General features: G+C 67.0%; 19 protein-coding genes. 12 read left to right on the top strand and 7 right to left on the bottom strand.

Annotated elements, in window-relative coordinates; genetic code table 11:
- Nucleotides 1-73 precede the first annotated feature (73 nt).
- From hpnD to RCH14_RS21540, 5 genes are read left to right on the top strand one after another with little or no spacing between them, the layout of a single operon-like run.
- Nucleotides 74-907, top strand: a complete 834-nt coding sequence (hpnD, locus tag RCH14_RS21560; protein ID WP_343028148.1) for a presqualene diphosphate synthase HpnD — start codon at nucleotides 74-76, stop codon at nucleotides 905-907.
- Nucleotides 894-2297, top strand: a complete 1404-nt coding sequence (hpnE, locus tag RCH14_RS21555) for a hydroxysqualene dehydroxylase HpnE (protein WP_343028147.1) — start codon at nucleotides 894-896, stop codon at nucleotides 2295-2297. The genes hpnD and hpnE overlap by 14 nt, the downstream gene beginning before the upstream one ends.
- A gap of 31 nt (nucleotides 2298-2328) precedes the next feature.
- On the top strand, nucleotides 2329-2478 hold the full coding sequence (locus RCH14_RS21550) for a hypothetical protein (protein ID WP_343028146.1): 150 nt from the start codon (nucleotides 2329-2331) through the stop codon (nucleotides 2476-2478).
- Between the two features lie 15 nt (nucleotides 2479-2493).
- The gene (locus tag RCH14_RS21545) at nucleotides 2494-3336 is read left to right on the top strand and encodes an HAAS signaling domain-containing protein (protein WP_343028145.1); all 843 of its coding nucleotides are present in this window, start codon (nucleotides 2494-2496) and stop codon (nucleotides 3334-3336) included.
- 5 nt (nucleotides 3337-3341) lie between these two features.
- Nucleotides 3342-4148, top strand: a complete 807-nt coding sequence (locus RCH14_RS21540) for a head GIN domain-containing protein (protein ID WP_343028144.1) — start codon at nucleotides 3342-3344, stop codon at nucleotides 4146-4148.
- 190 nt (nucleotides 4149-4338) lie between these two features.
- Here the strand turns inward: RCH14_RS21540 and RCH14_RS21535 are convergent, their stop codons facing one another.
- Nucleotides 4339-5556: a YeeE/YedE family protein gene (locus RCH14_RS21535; protein ID WP_343028143.1), complete on the bottom strand. Its 1218-nt coding sequence runs from the start codon at nucleotides 5554-5556 to the stop codon at nucleotides 4339-4341.
- A 244-nt stretch (nucleotides 5557-5800) separates the two neighbouring features.
- On the opposite strand from RCH14_RS21535, the gene arfB reads away from it, so the two are divergent.
- Complete coding sequence (gene arfB, locus RCH14_RS21530) at nucleotides 5801-6208, top strand: alternative ribosome rescue aminoacyl-tRNA hydrolase ArfB (protein WP_343028142.1); 408 nt, start codon at nucleotides 5801-5803, stop codon at nucleotides 6206-6208.
- A gap of 3 nt (nucleotides 6209-6211) precedes the next feature.
- On the opposite strand, the gene RCH14_RS21525 is transcribed toward arfB, so the two are convergent.
- The 3 genes from RCH14_RS21525 to RCH14_RS21515 all read right to left on the bottom strand — a co-directional run bounded on the left by RCH14_RS21525 (nucleotide 6212) and on the right by RCH14_RS21515 (nucleotide 9148).
- Nucleotides 6212-6577 carry a hypothetical protein gene (locus RCH14_RS21525; RefSeq protein ID WP_343028141.1) on the bottom strand — a complete coding sequence of 122 codons (366 nt, stop codon included), beginning with the start codon at nucleotides 6575-6577 and terminating at the stop codon, nucleotides 6212-6214.
- A 52-nt stretch (nucleotides 6578-6629) separates the two neighbouring features.
- Nucleotides 6630-7820 carry a tetratricopeptide repeat protein gene (locus RCH14_RS21520; protein ID WP_343028140.1) on the bottom strand — a complete coding sequence of 397 codons (1191 nt, stop codon included), beginning with the start codon at nucleotides 7818-7820 and terminating at the stop codon, nucleotides 6630-6632.
- A 71-nt stretch (nucleotides 7821-7891) separates the two neighbouring features.
- A complete protein-coding gene (locus RCH14_RS21515; protein ID WP_343028139.1) occupies nucleotides 7892-9148 on the bottom strand; it encodes a TIGR03862 family flavoprotein in 1257 nt (418 codons plus the stop codon).
- 137 nt (nucleotides 9149-9285) lie between these two features.
- Between RCH14_RS21515 and RCH14_RS21510 the strand changes: the two genes are divergently transcribed.
- The 6 genes from RCH14_RS21510 (at nucleotide 9286) to dctP (ending at nucleotide 12303) form a co-directional block, all read left to right on the top strand.
- Nucleotides 9286-9696: a hypothetical protein gene (locus RCH14_RS21510; RefSeq protein ID WP_343028138.1), complete on the top strand. Its 411-nt coding sequence runs from the start codon at nucleotides 9286-9288 to the stop codon at nucleotides 9694-9696.
- Complete coding sequence (locus RCH14_RS21505; protein ID WP_343028137.1) at nucleotides 9693-9896, top strand: helix-turn-helix transcriptional regulator; 204 nt, start codon at nucleotides 9693-9695, stop codon at nucleotides 9894-9896. Before RCH14_RS21510 ends, RCH14_RS21505 begins: the two co-directional genes overlap by 4 nt.
- Nucleotides 9893-10663 (top strand): alpha/beta hydrolase, encoded by a 771-nt coding sequence (locus RCH14_RS21500; RefSeq protein WP_343028136.1) that lies wholly within the window; start codon nucleotides 9893-9895, stop codon nucleotides 10661-10663. The genes RCH14_RS21505 and RCH14_RS21500 overlap by 4 nt, the downstream gene beginning before the upstream one ends.
- A gap of 24 nt (nucleotides 10664-10687) precedes the next feature.
- Nucleotides 10688-10843: a hypothetical protein gene (locus tag RCH14_RS21495; RefSeq protein WP_343028135.1), complete on the top strand. Its 156-nt coding sequence runs from the start codon at nucleotides 10688-10690 to the stop codon at nucleotides 10841-10843.
- 14 nt (nucleotides 10844-10857) lie between these two features.
- Complete coding sequence (locus RCH14_RS21490; protein WP_343028134.1) at nucleotides 10858-11082, top strand: hypothetical protein; 225 nt, start codon at nucleotides 10858-10860, stop codon at nucleotides 11080-11082.
- A gap of 180 nt (nucleotides 11083-11262) precedes the next feature.
- Nucleotides 11263-12303: a TRAP transporter substrate-binding protein DctP gene (gene dctP / locus RCH14_RS21485; RefSeq protein WP_343028133.1), complete on the top strand. Its 1041-nt coding sequence runs from the start codon at nucleotides 11263-11265 to the stop codon at nucleotides 12301-12303.
- Between the two features lie 12 nt (nucleotides 12304-12315).
- Here dctP and moaD read toward each other — a convergent pair whose 3' ends face one another.
- The 3 genes from moaD to thrC are packed head-to-tail and all read right to left on the bottom strand — an operon-like array spanning nucleotide 12316 to nucleotide 15305.
- Nucleotides 12316-12573, bottom strand: coding sequence for a molybdopterin converting factor subunit 1 (gene moaD / locus RCH14_RS21480; protein ID WP_343028132.1), 258 nt, complete (start codon nucleotides 12571-12573; stop codon nucleotides 12316-12318).
- 7 nt (nucleotides 12574-12580) lie between these two features.
- Nucleotides 12581-13801 (bottom strand): gephyrin-like molybdotransferase Glp, encoded by a 1221-nt coding sequence (gene glp / locus RCH14_RS21475; protein WP_343028131.1) that lies wholly within the window; start codon nucleotides 13799-13801, stop codon nucleotides 12581-12583.
- A 28-nt stretch (nucleotides 13802-13829) separates the two neighbouring features.
- Nucleotides 13830-15305, bottom strand: coding sequence for a threonine synthase (gene thrC / locus RCH14_RS21470; RefSeq protein ID WP_343028130.1), 1476 nt, complete (start codon nucleotides 15303-15305; stop codon nucleotides 13830-13832).

The following is a 15305-nucleotide window of genomic DNA, read 5'->3' as shown; positions in this document are numbered from 1 at the left end:
TACCCTGCTAGAATGCGGGACTGACGGCACAGCCGTGCTCCAGCCGCCCAACCCGCACCCCACGACGATTTTCATGTCTCCAGACGAATACTGCCAGCAAAAGACCGTTCAAAGCGGCTCCAGTTTCTACTACAGCTTCCTGTTTTTGCCGCCCGAACGCCGGCGCGCGATCACGGCGTTGTACGCCTTTTGCCGCGAGGTGGACGACACGGTCGACGAAGCCACCGACGGTTCGGTCGCGCGCATCAAGCTGGCCTGGTGGCGCACCGAGGTCTCGAAGATGTATGCGGGTACGCCGACGCACCCGGTGATGCTCGCGCTGCAGCCGCATATCGCGCTCTACAAGCTCGAAGAACAACACCTGCAGGCGATCGTCGACGGCATGGAGATGGATCTCGACCAGAGCCGCTACCTCGATTACCCGGGCCTGCAGCGCTATTGCTGGCACGTGGCGGGCGTGGTGGGCATCCTGTCGGCCAGCATCTTCGGCTACACCAATCCGCAAACACTGGCATATGCCGAAAAACTGGGCCTCGCGTTCCAGCTGACGAACATCATCCGCGACGTGGGCGACGATGCGCGCAAGGGCCGCATCTATCTGCCGGTAAGCGAGCTCCAGCAGTTCGGCGTCACGGCGAACGACCTGCTCAAGCTCCAGCACAGCGAGAAATTCGAAGCGCTGATGGCATTCCAGGCCAAGCGCGCGCAAGCCATCTACGACGAAGCACTGGCCCTGCTGCCGAAACAAGACCGGCGCGCCCAGCGCCCGGGGCTGATGATGGCGTCGATCTACCGCACGCTGCTCGATGAGATCCAGCGCGACGGCTACCACGTGCTGAATCAGCGCATCTCGCTCACGCCGCTACGCAAGCTGTGGCTGGCGTGGAAGACCTATGTCCGCACCTAGGCTGCGGGTCGGGGTCGTCGGCGCCGGCTGGGCCGGCTGTGCGGCAGCAGTCACGCTGGCGCGCGCGGGCGTTGAGGTCATCCTGTTCGAAGCGTCGCGCACCCTTGGCGGGCGGGCACGCGGGGTCGAGGTGCGCGGTCTGGCACTGGACAATGGCCAGCACATCCTGCTGGGCGCCTACGCCGAAACGCTGCGCATAGTGCGCCAGGTGGGCGTCGATCCTGATGCGGCGCTGCTGCGCCTGCCGGTGCAGATGCGCTATCCGCCCGGCGACGCCGGCATGGATTTCGTCGCGCCGCGCCTGCCCGCGCCGCTGCACCTGGCGTTCGCGCTGCTGCGCGCGAAGGGGCTGGCCCGCGCCGACAAACTCGCGCTGGCCCGCTTCAACAGCGCCGGGCGCTGGATGGGCTGGGCGCTGGACGTCGATTGCACGGTGGCCGAACTGCTCCAACGCTTCGACCAGACCGAGCGCCTCACCACGCTGATGTGGCGCCCGCTGTGCATCGCGGCGCTCAATACGCCGCCCGAACGTGCCTCGGCCAATGTATTTTTGGCCGTGCTGCGCGACAGCCTGGGCGCCAGCCGGCGGGCGGCCTCCGACATGCTGCTGCCGCGCGTGGCGATGGGCGCCTTGTTCCCGGAGCCTGCCGGCGCCTGGCTGACCCGTGAAGGCCATGCGGTGCGTCCGGGCGTCAAGGTCGCGGCGATTGCGCGCAATGGCGATGGCTGGCTGCTGGCGACGAGCAGCGGCGACGAGCGGGTCGATGCCGTGGTGCTGGCCACGCCGGCAGCCACCACGGCTACACTGCTGTCGCCGTTCTTCGAGTGCGCCGCGCTGGCCGCGCAACTGGCTGGGTTTACGCACGAGCCGATTGCGACCTGTTATCTGCAATATGCACCGGGCACGCGCCTGGACCTGCCATTCTGCGCGCTGCTCGACGATCCAGAGGCTGGCCGCTGGGGGCAGTTCGTGTTCGACCGCGCCCAGCTCGACCCGGGCCAGGATGGCGTGTTTGCCGTCGTGGTCAGCGCCGCCGCCGAGGCCGCAGCGCTGCCGCGCGAGGTGCTCGCAAGCGCTATCGCGGCGCAGTTGGCGCACGATTTCGGCCGGCCCGAACTGGGCACGCCGGTCTGGACCCAGCTGATCACGGAAAAACGCGCTACGTTCACCTGCGCCCCCGGCCTGGTCCGGCCAGGCAACGCCACGCCGCTCCCGCGCGTGATGCTGGCGGGCGACTATACGGCCAGCGACTACCCGGCGACGCTCGAAACGGCCGTGCGCAGCGGCCAGGGGGCGGCGACGGCCATCCTCGCCTACGGCGCCCTGCCCCGCGAAAAGCGCAGCCTGTCGCACGGTGATGGTGCCGCAGCGGCCGGCGCCGTACAGTAACACCATCGAAACACGCTTGATGGACTCCACCATGACACCCCGACTCGGCCTGCGTACGGTCGCCCTGCTGCTTCTCGTGGCTGCCAGCACGCTCGTACTCGTCATGCCCGAACTGATCGGCGGCGCCGCGCACGGCACGGCAAGCGCGATCGGCGCGATTCCGGTCCTCGGCCACCACTAGGCTGGCGTCCATCGTATGGCGTACTTTTTCTCCAAACTCGACTACCTCGACGCACTTAAACGCGCGCTGATGGGGCTTCCACCCGACGTGCAGGCCAAGACGCTCGCCTGGTACGAACAGCGTTTCGTCGATGGCGCAGCCATTGGGCGGCCCGAGCCGGAAGTGGCCCGTGAGCTGGGCGATCCGCGCGACGTCGCGCTGACCCTGCGCACCAACGCCCACTTCGCGCAGCTGGAGCACAAGGCGCCGCCACCAAGTTCCGTGGCGCGCACCGTGGTGTCGGGCTTCGGGCTGCTGGTATTCAATCTGTTCATGCTGATTCCGGCGGCGGTGTTTGCGTCGCTGCTGATGGCGCTGTACATGTCGGCCTTCGGCGTGTACGTCTCGGGCATTGCCGTCACGGCCAGCGGCCTGGCCGGCTCGAACGAGCTGGTCCTGAGCGCCCCGCTCAGCCGCATGGACGCGGCGAATGACGACGGCGCGGCCGAAACGCAGACCCGGGTATCGATCGGGGAGCATGGCATCCAGGTCTACGAAGAACCCGTGCTGCGCCCGGATCTGCAGACCGAGGCAGGCGACGGCGGCCCTGCTGCCGACATCGTCATCGATGCGCGCAACGAGCACGATGGGCGCGGCCAGCGTTCGCGCGTGCTGCGCGGCGCCGAGGCGGTGGCTGAGCGCCGCATCCAGATCACGACCGACCTCGATCCCGATTCGCGCACGACGCAGGTCGTGCTCGGGTGCGGGCTGATCCTCGGCGGCATCGCGCTGTTTTTGCTGTCGCTGGTGTTCAGCAAGTACACGATCGCCGGCATCCGCCGCTACGTGAAGATGAATATGTCGTTATTGAGGGGTTAGCCGCCATGCGCTCATTGATGAAAGTGGGCTTCAGCCTGCTGGTGCTGGCGGCGGTGCTCGTCGCGCTGAGCTACAGCATGCTCAAGGCCAGCGGCACGGTCAGCGCCGCCGAAGGCCGCGCCGTGGCGCAGGATACGCGCCCGGTGCCGGCCGGTGTGGAGATCGTCGAACTCGACGGCCCCATTGACCTGAACCTGCGCTACGGCGCCACGCCGATGCTTAGGGTCAGCGGCGAGCAGCGCATGCTGGGCAATGTCGAGGTCACGGGCGACGGCAAGGTCCTGCGCATCGGCATCCGCGGCATGGTGCTGCGCCACCGCGAACCGCTGGTCGTTGACCTGGTACTGCCGGCGCTGACGTCGGTAACGATCGAAGGCAGCGGCGACAGCACGATCAACGGCTTCTCGGGCGACATCGTCGCGCTCCAGCTCAATGGCTCGGGCAGCGTGCGCTTCAACGGCCGCTACCGCGACGCGACAGTCGGCCTGACTGGCAGCGGCGACCTGGACGTCAATGGCGGCGCCGCGATGGACCGCATCGAGAGCCGCCTGATGGGCTCGGGCAGCATCACGGTCTCTGGCACCACGCGCGCGCTGGACGCCAACACGACAGGCTCCGGCCGCCTCGACGCCGAACACCTGCGCGCCAGCGAGGTCACGCTCAGCCAGACCGGCTCCGGCGACAGCGTCGTGCAAGCCCGCGACAACATCCGCATCACCCTGAGCGGCAGCGGCGACGTCGAGGTCTACGGCAACCCCGCCGAACGCAGCACCAGCCGCACAGGCAGCGGCAGCGTCACCTACCAAGACTAACCTCACCCGCAAAACAAATAGGGTCAGTGTCGAATTGTTTGACAACTTCAGTAAATCAGTTGCTCAATAATTCTACTCTGACCCTAATTGCTGGGTAATTGTCTTTTGAATAAATAGGGTCAGAGTCGAATTGTTTGACAACTTCAGTGGATCAATTGCTCAATAAATCGACACTGACCCTACTTTTTGCTTAGCAAGCGGTGGGTTTCAGGCGCTCGACGTCGAGGCCGAAGAAGGGGCGCAGGCGGGTGCCGACGACGTTGCCGATGAAGGCGACGACCAGCCACAGCCAGCCGTGCAGGCTGCCCGACAGGATGCCGCTGAAGTAGGCGCCGATATTGCAGCCGTAGGCCAGGCGGGCGCCGTAGCCCAGCAGCAGGCCACCAACGATTGCCGCGACCAGCGAGCGCATCGGCAGGCGCCAGACTGGCGCGTAACGGCCGGCCAGCGCCGCTGCCAGCATCGCGCCCAGCACGATGCCGATGTCCATCACCGACGTGACGTCTTGCGAGATCGGTGACGCCAGCGCCGCGGCATTGGCTTTCGTGGACCAGTACGTCCAGCTGGCCGTATCGATCCCGATCACCGAAGCCGCTTTCGCGCCCCACAGTGCGAAGGCTGACGTGACGCCCCACGGGCGACCGGACAGCGCCAGCGTTGCAAAGTTGAGCACGACCAGCGCCAGCGCACCGGCCAGCAGCGGCCACGGACCATGCAGCCATGGCGAGCGATGCGGCGGCTGCACGTGCGCCGGGACCAGCTGGCCGTGGCGACGCTTTTCGACGACGATCGTGATGAACGCGATCAGCGCGAAGATCCCCCAGTTCAGCGCCAGCGCCGGTGCCAGGCCCAATTCCTTGACGGCCGAGATTGGAGCCAGTTGCGGCATCGACGTCCAGAACGGCATGTGCGCCGTGCCGATCAGCGAGCCGATGATGAAGAACAGCAGCGTGACGATCATGCGCGTGCTGCCGCCACCGACCGTGTACAGCGTGCCGGAGGCGCAACCGCCGCCCAGCTGCATGCCGATGCCGAAAATGAACGCGCCGAAGATCACCGAGGTCCCGGCCGGCTGCACCAGGCCCGTCACCGGGGTGCCGAACAGCGTGCCGGCGGCCAGCGCCGGGAAGAACAGTGCCACGCCGACGGCCAGCATGACCATCTGCGCGCGCAGGCCGGCGCCGCGGCCATCGGCGATGAACACGCGCCAGGCCGACGTGAAGCCGAAGGCCGCGTGGTACAGCGCCACGCCGAGCAGCGCGCCGACGATGTACAGCGCCGACTGACGGCCGCTCACCGCTTGCGCGAGATACCATGCGCCAAGCACGAGCAGGAACAACGCCACGCCAAGCGGGCGCACATTGAGGTCGACGCGGGGCGCCAACGACAGACTGGAAGAATTGGACATGACTAGACCGTGCGAAAGAATGTAGGCCGGTATTGTCGTCGCTTTTGACAATCGGTGCTGGCCGCGCGCCGGTTTCGCGCTGCTGCAACAGCAAGCCAGGTTCGCATGCAGGACCAGCAGGCCCGTTGCGCGCACTGCCGCGACAGGAAGGTTACGCGCACGCCCCAGGCAAGCCGGCGCGCCAGCGCTTACAATGCGCCTGCTGCTGCGAACCTGCACGGCGCATCACGCAAACAGGATCAAGATGGCCGCAGTCACTCCACATGTCAATCCAGCCGAGGTCGAATTCAGCGCAATCCGGGCCCAGGGGCCGGGCGGGCAGAACGTCAACAAGGTCTCGTGCGCCGTCCATGCGCGCTATGACATCGCTGCGTCATCGCTGCCACAGCCAATCAAGGAGCGGCTGCTGGCCCTACGCGACACCCGCATCTCGCACGAAGGCGTGCTGGTACTCAAGGCGCAGCAGTCGCGCAGCCTTGAGCAGAACAAGGAAGACGCGCTGCGGCGCCTGCAGGAACTGGTCGACAAGGCCGCGATCGTGCCGGTCACGCGCCGCCCTACCCGCCCGACACGCGGCTCGCAACTGCGGCGGCTCGACGGCAAGACGCGCAGCAGCCAGACCAAGGCCCTGCGGGGCAAGGTTACCGACTGATCGTCACGATGCTGCGTGTGGCGACCCGGCGCCCGACGCCACCTCGCCAAGGGCCTCATACCACGCCGCATACGGCGTGTTGACCGCCATGCGCCGGTTGTAATCCGGCGCGCCATCGGTCCACCAGACCGGCCCGCGCTCTCCCAACGCCTGCTTGGCCGCGTCGACATCCGCGCGGGCCGCGCGCTCGGCCGCCTCGTCGTGCGCCTTGAGCGCCGCCCCGACCTGGCGCCGCGCGTCCATCAACCGGTTCACCAGTTGCTGCCGCTCGTGGGGCGCCAGATGCGGATTGCTGCTGCGCCAGAGGCGCCCTTTGACGACGAAGTAGCGGCCGTCCGGCGTGTTCGGATAACGGGAGGAAGATGGCATGCCGGCGACTATACGCGCCAGAGCAGGAACCCAGCGCCCGGCTGCGGGATCATCAAGGCTGCACGCCAAACCGGTCGATGAAGTACTTGACCCCACCCGGATTCGCCGCTATCCATGCCTGCAACGCCGGCCGGTACGCCTGGCGGAACATCAGCAGCAGGATCGCCGCTTCGAGCTGGCCCTCACGCGCCAGCGCCCGCACCTGCAGCAAACCGGGATCAAGAATGCCTTCGCCGCTCTTGGCCTCGGCCTCGTCGGCGATCTTCAAGGCCTGGCGCCACGACTCGAGCTCGATCTCGAACGCCGACTTGCGCCTGTCCTTGTCGTCGGTGCGCAGCGCGACTTCGGTCATGCCCAGCGCCAGCCGGAATGCGTGATCGGGCGTCTTCTCCGCGTCCGTTTGCGGGTCGAGACTGATCACGTAGTTGCCGTCGGCGTTTTCCAGCACGCGCACACCACGGCGCAGGCCGAGTGAGCTGAGCGGCATGCCGGCGCCGGCCCGGTACTGGGCCAGTTTGCGCCAGTTCGGCCGTTGCGAAGGATCGGCCTCGATGGCCTTGTACAGCATCGCTTCGGCCGCAGCGCGCTTGTCCTGGTAGAACAGCGCGTCGGACAGGTAGCGCCAGGCCTGCGCATTGTGCGGCTCGATGACGGTCGCCGCGCGAAACAGCGCCTCGGCGCGCGTCCAGTCTCTTCGCACATAATGACAATTGCCGGCGGCGACCCACGCGCTCGAATACTGCGGATCGGCCCGCATCGTCGCTTCGTACCTGGCCAGCGCCGCCTTGAGGTCCTGGCGCGCAAACGCCGCCTCGCCTTCGGCCATCAGCGTCGCGGCCCTGGCGTTGGGCTGATGCAGCGGCGACGGGGCCGGATCGTCGAGCATGCGCAAGACTTCCTGCGCGACCGGGTCGTCCGCTTCCAGGCGCGCTGCCCGCTCGGCCAGGGCGCGCGACATGTCACGCAGCTGCGGCGCCGCGTCCTGCGGCGCCACCGTCGACAGTTTCAGCACCAAACCAGCGGCCAATGACAGCGGGATCGAGGCCGTCGGATCGGCCTGTTCGGCCGCCTTGTACTTCGTCAGCGCTTCCTGGTAGCGGGCGCGGCCCTCCAGCGCCTGCGCTTGAAGCACCAGGCCACGGCATGGCTGGCCGCAGCCGATGTCTGCATGGGCGCTGGGGGCGCCGGCGACATGCACGAGGGCGAGCAAAGCTGCGAGCATCGGGACGCGAACGGATGTCATGGACGTGGCCGTGGCCGTGGCGCGAAACGCTGATCTTACGGAGCACGCGGCCCGCAATGAGGCACGCACTGTCACTGCGGCGCGGCGTCCAGCCAGGCCAGCGCGCCCCGTCCCGCCGCGCGTCCGCTGGCAAAACAGGCAGTCAGCAGGTAGCCGCCGGTCGGCGCTTCCCAGTCCACCATTTCGCCGGCAACGAACACGCCGGGCAGCGCGCGCAGCATGGCGCCTTCGCCTTCCAGCGCATCGAAGCGCACCCCGCCCGCACTGCTGATCGCTTCGTCGATCGGCCGCGGGCGCAGCAGCGTCACCGGCAACGCCTTGATCGCAGCGGCCAGCCGCGCGGGATCGGCGTAATCATCCTTCGACAGGCACTCGTGCAGCAGCCCCGCCTTGACGCCCTTGATCCCCAGCCGGCTTTGCAGGTGGCTCGACATCGAGCGCGAACCGCGCCCACGCGTGACCTCATCAAAAACACGTTCGGCACTGTGATCCGGCGCCAGGTCGAGCCACAGCGTGGCCGTGCCATCGCGCGCGATCGCGTCGCGCAGTGGCTTTGATAACGCGTACACCAGACTGCCTTCGACGCCGCCTTGCGTGACGACGAACTGGCCCTTGCGCCAGGCGATGGCGCCATCCGGACCACGTACGCCGGCGGCCACCGTCAGCAAGGGCGCGCCGGCAAAGCGGCTGCTGAAATGCGCACTCCAGCCGGTATCGAAGCCGCAGTTGGCCGGCACCAGCGGCGCGACCCCGACACCGCGCTCGCTCAGCAGCGGCACCCAGGCGCCGTCCGAACCGAGGCGCGCCCAGCTCGCACCGCCCAGCGCGAGGATGGTCGCATCGGCCTCGATCAACTGTTCGCCGTCCGGCGTCGCAAAGCGCAGGCAGCCATCCTGCCAGCCGAGCCAGCGCTGGCGCATGTGAAAGCGCACGCCGCTCTCCTTCAGGCGGTGCAGCCACGCGCGCAGCAGCGGCGCAGCCTTCATCTCGAGCGGAAACACGCGGCCCGACGTGCCAACGAAGGTCTCGATGCCAAGCGCGTGAATCCAGGCGCGCACGGCGTCGGCATCGAATTGCCCGAGCCAGCTGCCCACCTGGACCTGACGGTCGCGATAACGCCGCACGAAGTCGGGATACGGCTCCGAATGCGTGATGTTCATGCCGCCCTTCCCGGCCAGCAGGAACTTGCGGCCGACACTGGCCATGGCATCGTAGACGTCGACCTGCACGCCCGCCGCCGCCAGTGTCTCGGCTGCCATCAGGCCCGCGGGGCCGCCGCCGATCACGGCGACACGGGGCGACATTGCAGGATTGGCAGGCTGAGTCATGGTGACGAACGAGAAAAAGCTGGACCAGCATTGTAGTCGGTTTCAGCCCATAAAAAATCATGTAAAGGCTGCTTGACATCACAAAATAACGGGCCTACGATGTAAAGCATCCTTTACTAACCAACGAGAGGCACACGATGGCTGCGAACAAATACGAGAAGCGGGTCGGCAACGCTTACCTGCGCGAGATGGCCGGCGCATTCCTGGTCTATGCGGTCCTGCTGATGGCCTCCATCCGCTTCGGCCGGCCGCTGGACGACGGAGCGTTGCGCATCCTCGTACTGCTCTCGCCGATGATCGGCTTTTGCCTGGCGCTGTGGGCGATCGCGCGCCATCTGGGCCGGGTCGATGAATACCTGCGCAGCTTTTTGCTCGAATCGTTCGCACTGGCCGCCGGACTCACCGCCGGGCTCACGTTCAGCTACGGTTTCCTCGAGACGGCCGGCTATCCGCGCCTATCGATGTTCTCGGTGTGGATGGTGTTGTGCGGCGCGACCATGCTGGTCTGCCTGGTACGCTCGGTGCACGCGAAGCTGCAGACGCGATGAAAAACCGTATCCGCGAACTGCGCGCCACGCACGGCTGGAGCCAGGCCGACCTGGCCGAACGGCTGGAAGTCTCGCGCCAGAGCGTCAATGCGATCGAAACCGGCCGCTACGACCCCAGCCTGCCCCTCGCCTTTGCCATTTCACGGCTGTTCGGCCTGCCGGTCGAAGCCATCTTCACCGCTGATCAGGAGACCGCATGAAAGCTGCACTGTTGTTGACCCTCGCGCTTGGCGCCGCCACCGTTGCTACCGCTGCCCAGGCCCAATCCCGGTCGCCGGCCGCGGCAAGCCAGGCCGAGAACCGCTTTGCCGCCAGCATCAAGCCGGCGGAAACCTTCGAATCCGGCCCGCTGCTGGTCGAGCGCCACGGCAGCAAGGGCCGGCCGGTGATCCTGATTCCCGGCCTGGCGAGCGGCCCGTGGGTGTGGCAGGACGTGATCCGCCAGTTCAAGGACGAGTTCACGCTGTACGTGGTGACGCTGCCCGGCTTCGACGGCCGCCCGGCGCCCGCTGGCGCGCCATTCGAAGGCGCCCGCGCCGCACTGGCGGGGCTGATCGCGCAGCGCAAACTGACTACACCGATCCTCATTGGCCACAGCCTGGGCGGCACGCTGGGCTACGCGGTGGCGCAGGACCTGGGCAACCGGATCGGCGGCGTCGTGGCGCTCGACGGCCTGCCGGTCTTCCCCGGCACCGAGAACATGCCGCCGGCACAGCGTCCGCAAGCGGCGCAGCGGGTGCGCGACACGATGGCCGTCAATGACCCCAATGCCTGGGCTGCCCAGCAGCGCCAGTACATGCGCGGTCAGGGCGTGCTCGACATCGGCAAGGCCGACGACATCACGCCGCTGCTGCTGCGCAGCGACCGCGCCGCCGTCGGCGCCTACGTGGCCGACGCACTGGCACTCGACCTGCGCCCGGGCCTGGAAAAGATCACCGCGCCGGTGCTGGTGGTAGCGCCGTTTTAGCAGTACGATGGGGCCCAGGACGCCATGACGGCAGACGACAAGGTCGCGCATTATCGCAGCCTGGTCGAGGGCATCCCCTCGGTCGAGGTGGTGCCGATCGCGCCGTCCCGGCACTTCCTGATGATCGACCAGCCGCTGGCGCTGGCCGGCATCCTGCGTCGCTTTTTCGACCGTCGTTGAAAGGAGTTTTCCCCATGCGCCCTGCTACCTACTGGATCGGCCAATACCTGCTGGCCACCGCCACCATGTTCCTGCTGCTCGCGGCCGTTGACCTGATGCGCGGCGACAGCCTGGCCGCGAGCTGGCCCGGCACGCTGGGCTGGTCGGCAGCGGCGGCGGCGATCTTCGTCGCCTCGCGCTGGCGCCAGGCCAGCCGGGGGCTCGACTGCGCCGTCTGCAAGGATGAGCAGGTGCGCTGACGGCCACGGCCCGCGACGATCCGCGATGGATCGTCCATTTGTCAGATCTGCAATATTCCTCTTGACATGCGGCGCAGCAGGCATATTCTTGTCGTGGCCAGCTGCGAACGATGATGCCCGCACCGACGAGGCACGCCACGATTCGCCAGGCAGTCCGTTACAACATCTTGGAGGATGTATATGTCGGTAGAAATCGAATCGCTCGCTACGCGCAGGACAGTACTCGGTGCGCTTGCCACCAGCCCGTTCTGGATGGGCTCGGCCTGGGCCCAGCCCAACAATCTCAAGATCTCGCATCAGTTCCCCGGCGGCAGTATCGCGCGGGGCGACTTCCGCGACCGCCTGTGCCGCATGTTCGCTTCCGAGGTCGAAAAGCGCACGCGTGGCGGCGTCAAGTTCTCGATCTATCCTGCCTCATCCATGATGCAGCCGGGCGCCCAGTTCGGCGCGCTGCGCAGCGGCAAGCTCGACATGGCGCTGGTCCCGCTGTCGTACGCCGGCGCCGAAGCGCCGGAAGCCAATATCGGCCTGATGCCGGCGCTGGTCACGTCGTACGAACAGGGGTATGGCTGGCGCAATGCGCCGGTCGGGCGCGAACTGTCGCGCATTCTCAACGAGCAGGGTCTCGTGATCGTCAGCTGGATCTGGCAGGCCGGCGGCGTCGCGTCGCGGGGCGACCCGATCATCACCCCGGAAGACGCGCGCGGCCTGAAAGTGCGCGGCGGCTCGCGCGAGATGGACATGCTGCTGCAGAACGCCGGTGCCACGGTCGTCACCATGCCCTCCAACGAAATCTACACCGCGCTGCGCAGCGGCGCGCTCGATGCGGCGCTCACCTCATCGACGTCGCTGATCTCATTCCGCCTGCAAGAGACAGCCCGTTCGCTGACCACCGCGCGCGCCGGCTCGTACTGGTTCATGTTCGAGCCGTTGCTGATGTCGCGCTCCGTGTTCGACCGTCTGACCAAGGCGCAGCAGCAGGCCGTGATGACGGTGGGCGCCGACCTGGAACAGTTCGCGATGAATTCGGCGCGCATGGACGATGCAGATGTCGCGACCGTGTATCGGGGCGTCGGTGCGCGCGTGGTCGACCTGAATCCCGAAGCGCTGCGCGGCTGGCAAGAGGTGGCGCGCAATACTGCCTGGAAAGATTTCGCCGCCCGCAACAGCAACTGCGCCAAACTGATGGCGCTGGCCGAGCAATCGATCGCGACGATCTAAAGCAGCGAAGTCTTACCCGCCCGTCACGGGCGGGAAAAACGCTACTTCGGCGCCGGCCGGCACGGGCGTGGCACCGTCGCACATCACTTGCTGGCACGCCATGCGCACGGCGCGCTCCGGCGCCAGCGCCTCGGCCCAGACGCCGCCGCGCGCGCGCAGCAGTGCGCGCACCGCGCCCACGGTCGTCACATCAGGCGGCAGGTCGAGTTGCTCCTGTCCCGTGCCCACTGCTTCGCGCAGCGCGGCAAAATATTTCACATTGATCTTCATGACTGTCCTAATGCTGGAGTTCGGCGAACGGAATGAAGCGCACGAGGTCACCCGCAGCGATGGCATTGCCCGGCGGGTTGTCGATGAGGCCATCGCCCCACACGGTCGACGTCAGTACGCCGGAACCCTGGTTCGCAAACAGCTCGAGGCCACCCCCGGCATTGATGCGCGCACGCAGGAATTCGTTGCGGCGGTCGGCCTTGGGCAGATCGAAGTCGGCGCGTACCAGATACCCGCGCGGCTCGACCGGGCCACGCACGCCCTGCAGGCGCAGCAGAAACGGCCGCACAAACAGTAAAAAGGTGACGAAGCTCGAGACCGGATTGCCGGGCAAACCGATAAAGAATGCATTATCACCGTCACGATGGACCTCGCCAAACGCCAGCGGCTTGCCTGGCTTGACGGCGATCTGCCACATCGACAGGCGCCCTTCGGCCTCGACAGCCGGCTTGATATGATCTTCTTCACCCACCGACACACCGCCTGACGTGATGATCAGGTCATGCGCCTGCGCAGCGTCGCGCAAGGTAGCGCGCGTCGCGGCCAGCGTGTCGGGCACGATGCCGAAATCGGTGATCTCGCAGCCGAAGCTTTCCAGCAGCGCGCGCAGCGTAAAGCGGTTCGAGTTGTAGATCGCGCCCGGTGGCAGGTCGTGCGCCGCCACCTCGCCCGGCATGGCCAGTTCGTCGCCCGTAAAGAACACGGCCACGCGCAGGCGCCGGTGGACGGGCAGCGTCGCCAGGCCCACCGAAGCGGCCAGCCCCAGCTCCTGGCTGCGCAAGCGGGTGCCTGCGCGCAGGATCGCGCTGCCGGCGCCGATGTCTTCGCCCTTGCGGCGGATCCACTCCCCGTCCGCAGGCGTGTGGCGCACGGTGACGCTATCGCCTGCGGCCTCGCACTGCTCCTGCATGACGACGGCGTCGGCGCCCGGCGGAATCAGGGCGCCGGTGAAGATGCGCGCCGCGGTACCGGGTTCGAGTGGCCGGCCCACGTGGCCAGCCGGGATGCGCTGGGCCACGCGCAGCGTCGCCTCGCCGCTCGCGCAGTCGGCGGCGCGCACGGCGTAGCCATCCATCTGCGTGTTATCGGCCGACGGCACGTCGATGGTGGCCAGCTGGTCGAGCGCCAGAACGCGGCCGTTGGCATCCAGCGTGGGAATCGTGTCGATGGCCGTCACGGGACGCGCTGCGGCAAGCAGCACCTCCAGCGCCTCACGCACCGTCAGCATGGGCGGTCGTTGTCCTGGTGCGCTCATGCTACAGCCCCGTGTGGTCGGCGATGTACGCCTTCATCTGGTCCACGTCGGCGGACATCACGACGTAGCGCTGCGGCAGCGTTTCGATGTCTTCGAAGCCGGCCGGGCGCTCGGCATCGGTGCCCAGCGCTTCGAGGATCGTCTCGTTGAACTTGGCGGCCAGCGCTGTTTCCAGCACGATCATCGGCACACGCGGCGCCATGTGCTCGCGCGCGACCTTGATGCCGTCGGCGGTGTGGGTGTCAATGGTGATGTCGTAGTCGTCGGCCACGTCGCGGATCGTGTCCAGGCGGTCATTGTGCGTCGAGCGGCCCGAGGCGAAGCCGAAGCGGGCCACCTGCTTGAATTCGTCGCCGTCGCTGCCCGGCTTGCCGGACAGGTCAAACCCGCCATGCGTGTCGACCTTGCGAAACAGCGCGTGGGTGCGCTCGGCATCGCGCCCGACCAGGTCGTAGACGAAGCGCTCGAAGTTCGACGCTTTCGAGATATCCATCGACGGGCTGCTGGTGTGGAACGTCTCGGACGCCTTGCGCACGCGGTACACGCCGGTGCGGAAGAATTCGTCGAGCACATCGTTTTCGTTGGTGGCGGCCACCAGCTTGTCGATCGGCAGACCCATCATGCGGGCGATATGGCCGGCGCAGATATTGCCGAAGTTACCCGACGGGACGGTGAACGAGACCTTCTGGTCGCTGCTGGTGGTGGCCGACAGGTAGCCGCGGAAGTAGTACACGACCTGGGCCACGACGCGCGCCCAGTTGATCGAGTTGACGGTGCCGATCTTCTGGCGCGCCTTGAAGGTAAGGTCGTTCGAGACGGCCTTGACCAGGTCCTGGCACTCGTCGAAGTTGCCCTTCACGGCGATATTGAAGATGTTCGGGTCTTGCAGGCTGAACATCTGCGCGGTCTGGAACGCGCTCATGCGCTCGTGCGGCGAGAGCATGAACACGCGCACGCCGCGCTTGCCACGCATCGCGTATTCGGCGGCGCTGCCGGTGTCGCCCGAGGTGGCGCCAAAGATATTCAGCGCATCGTCGTTTTTTGCCAGCGCATACTCGAACAGATTGCCGAGCAACTGCATCGCCATGTCCTTGAACGCCAGCGTCGGGCCATTCGACAGCGCCTGCAGGATCAGCTTGCCCTTGCGGCCGTCTTCCAGCACGCGCAGCGGAGTGATCTCGGCGGCGGACTCGCCGGCACGGGCGTTGCAGTACACGGCAGGCGTGTAAGTGCGCGTGGTGATGGCCTTGAGGTCGGCGTCCGGGATATCGGTGGCAAACTTGCGCAGGATCTCGAACGCCAGGTCGGCGTACGACAGCGTGCGCCACGCGTCAAGCTCGGCGGTCGTGACCTGTGGGTACTCGGCCGGCAGGTACAGGCCACCGTCCGGGGCGAGGCCGCCGAGCAGGATGTCACAGAAGTTGGCGGGGTTGCGTGCTGCGGACGCGCTCGTCGCGCGGGTGGACACATAGTGCAT

The organism is Massilia sp. MP_M2, from assembly GCF_039123635.1.
Lineage (GTDB): Bacteria > Pseudomonadota > Gammaproteobacteria > Burkholderiales > Burkholderiaceae_D > Telluria.
This window is presented reverse-complemented; position numbering and strand designations above follow the sequence as displayed.